General features: G+C 43.9%; 5 protein-coding genes. All 5 read left to right on the top strand.

Translation table 11 applies throughout. The features are described from left to right. The first annotated feature begins 279 nt into the window (after positions 1-279). Positions 280-642 carry a hypothetical protein gene (locus ACWVCM_RS12415; RefSeq protein ID WP_455202071.1) on the top strand — a complete coding sequence of 121 codons (363 nt, stop codon included), beginning with the start codon at positions 280-282 and terminating at the stop codon, positions 640-642. A 27-nt stretch (positions 643-669) separates the two neighbouring features. Next, the gene (locus ACWVCM_RS12420; RefSeq protein WP_455202072.1) at positions 670-1,032 is read left to right on the top strand and encodes a cupin domain-containing protein; all 363 of its coding nucleotides are present in this window, start codon (positions 670-672) and stop codon (positions 1,030-1,032) included. Between the two features lie 158 nt (positions 1,033-1,190). Beyond that, positions 1,191-1,733: a uracil-DNA glycosylase family protein gene (locus ACWVCM_RS12425; protein WP_455202073.1), complete on the top strand. Its 543-nt coding sequence runs from the start codon at positions 1,191-1,193 to the stop codon at positions 1,731-1,733. Between the two features lie 13 nt (positions 1,734-1,746). After that, entirely contained in the window at positions 1,747-2,496 is a 750-nt protein-coding gene (locus ACWVCM_RS12430) for an alpha/beta hydrolase (protein ID WP_455202074.1), read from the top strand. Between the two features lie 144 nt (positions 2,497-2,640). Further along, positions 2,641-2,921, top strand: a 281-nt coding sequence (locus ACWVCM_RS12435) for an MlaA family lipoprotein (protein ID WP_455202075.1), incomplete at its 3' end; no start/stop codon positions are given.

The following is a 2,921-nucleotide window of genomic DNA, read 5'->3' on the forward strand; positions in this document are numbered from 1 at the left end:
GGATGGTGCTATAGGAATCACTTGAATGGGTGTTGATCGTTTCCCCCTTTGTAATGGGGGATTAAGGGGGATTTAAAATTCCTCCCAACCTCTCTTTAAAAAGAGAGGGATTGTGCTATAGGAATCACTTGAATGGGTGTTGATCGTTTCCCCCTTTGTAAAGGGGGATTAAGGGGGATTTAAAATTCCTCCCAACCTCTCTTTAAGAAGAGAGGGGCAAAAATAGATTGTTTTACTTTGATTATTTGAACAGGTGCAATTGTCATAAGGTTTACTGTAATGGATAAGCGAGTCTCATTCGAAAATAATACCGTTTTACTTGAAGGCCATAGTTGGGATGCCGGCAAGCCCATTGTCGATGCTATGTGCAGAAATGGTGTGGTGTTACTTATTTTTGATTATATGCAATATCCCGAAAACAAGGTCGCCCGTAACCTGGAAGGTTATAGCGAGGAGGGTGAGCGTTTGTGGGTCGCTGAAAATCCTACCGATACGCCTAATGAAGCCTATACAGAATTCTTGCCGGACGATGATATGCAGCCTGGTAGCGCCAATACGGTACAAGTAGGCGACATGGCGGGATTTAATTGCAGTATAGATATTACTACCGGAAAACTGATAAATGTTATCTATAAAGATTGATGCAATTGACATAAAAGGATGTCTTATATGGCTAAATTAATCGCAGGTCCAACAGTTGTTGAATGTGCAGGTAATCTTCCCAAGCAAATAGAAGAATATGTAGGCCGGGTAAATTCAGAGACTGACGAAGTCAGTATTGCTCGAATGAAAAGTCCGCCGGGATGGATAGAGCCAGGCCAAACGCCAGAATTTGACGAATATACACTCGTACTGAAAGGAATGCTGCGAGTAGAAACCAGGGCAGAAACGATCGATGTTCACGCGGGGCAAGCGATCCATGTTCAAAAAGGCGAGTGGGTTCAATATAGTACTCCCGAAGCCGATGGCGCAGAATATGTGGCGGTTTGTTTGCCGGCGTTTTCAATAGATACAGTACATCGGGATGAGTAAATGTTGCGTTTATTCCCTTTCGCTTGAGGGGGAGGCAATGTAAAAAACGCTAACAGTCACTAATAACAAAAAAACAGAAATTATTTCCTGTGCCCAAATCCCTCGAGCTAATTCAAAAACACCAAGCCAAACTTAGACGTTGCAAGCGTTGTCCCGATATGTTCCGCCCAGTAGTTGTGGGTAATCCCGTTGTATCGCCGGTCATGCTGATTGGTCAGGCCCCTGGCCATAAAGAAATTGAAGTGCATAAACCATTTGCCTGGACGGCAGGAAAAACCATGTTTAAGTGGTTTGCGCAAATCGGGCTTGATGAAGAACAGTTCCGAAACCGTGTTTATATGGCAGCGGTGTGTCGCTGTTTCCCGGGAAAAAATCCCAAGGGTGGCGACCGGGTGCCCAGTAAGGATGAAGTGGCAAATTGCTCTGCCTGGTTAAATGCGGAACTGCAATTGTTAAAACCTAAATTGTTAATACCCGTGGGCAAGTTGGCTATTGCCCAGTTCATGACAATAAACAAACTGGATGGCATCGTTGGAAAAAAGCATCACCTGCAGCTGGAAGGATTTAAAACTGATATCATTCCATTACCGCATCCTTCAGGTGCGTCTACCTGGCATCGAACTGAACCGGGTAAGACATTGTTAACCAGAGCGTTGCGACACATAAAAAAACATCCAGCGTGGCAATCTCTACTGGATTAATAAGGAGCTATTTTTGAAACACTTATTATTGTCAGGTGTTTTTATAAGCTTGTTGCTGCTATCTGCTTGCCAGACTAATTCTGCAAAAAGTAATCATGTCGACTTACCCAGCAATGCCTATCTGGATGGTGGCGAATCTTCCGTTGGCATAATACTTTGTCATGGGCGCGGTAAATATCCTACCTGGTTAGTAGTAGATCCGTTGCGCAAAGGCATTCACGAGCAACTGGGTTACCACACATTATCCATACAGATGCCAGCGCGTGATATTAACTGGCGCGACTATGCTGATTTATTCCCTGAATCAGACAAACGAATTGCTGCAGCGATTAAATTTCTGCGAGAGGAAAAAGGTGTGAGCGAGATTTATCTGATGGGTCACAGTATGGGCAGTCGCATGGCGAGTTCGTTTCTTGCAAGCCACGCGGATGCAGACGTATCAGGATTGATCGCAGTGGGTATACGCAATAATGGTGGTGTGCCTTTAGATGGGGATGCAAACTTAAGGCGAGTGGAAATACCGGTACTGGATGTTTATGGCGATGGTGGAAATGGTAAAGATGCCATTCATGCCGAGCAACGATTTGATATGGTATCCGATCGCTATCAGCAAGTTCTGGTCGAGGGCGCGGATCATCAATTTATAAATCATGAAAAAGAATTGGTAGCAACCGTTGTAAACTGGCTAAATGCTCATAAACAGCAACCTGGCACAACATTAGCTCGAGACGGTGATGACTGTAAAAAACAAAAAAGTTGCTAAAAATCGCGAGTGAGGATCAAAACCCTGCTAAAACGTTATAAGCGAAAGCGTAGCACCATACCAAAGCAGCCTGTTTAATGAACCAATTTCTATTAGCTGTCTCTAATATCACCAGTGATAAGAAAATAAACAGGTTTCAATTAGATGTCGTTGCAACGATTACTGGAATACAGGTTGACTTTAACACTCGTGGTAACCTTGTTCGCAAGTGGATGCGCTACGCTCGACGGTCCTACAGAACCTCACGATCCATTCGAAAGCTACAACCGCGTAATCTATAACTTCAATCAGGAATTTGATAAGGCAATCGGAAAACCGGTGGCTGAATTTTACCGTGACGTTCTGCCGGCACCTGTAAACAAAGGAATGACTAATTTTTTCAGTAACATCGATGACGTTGCAGTGTTGGCAAATGGAATAATGCA

The sequence above is a fragment of the Kaarinaea lacus genome (assembly GCF_975902315.1).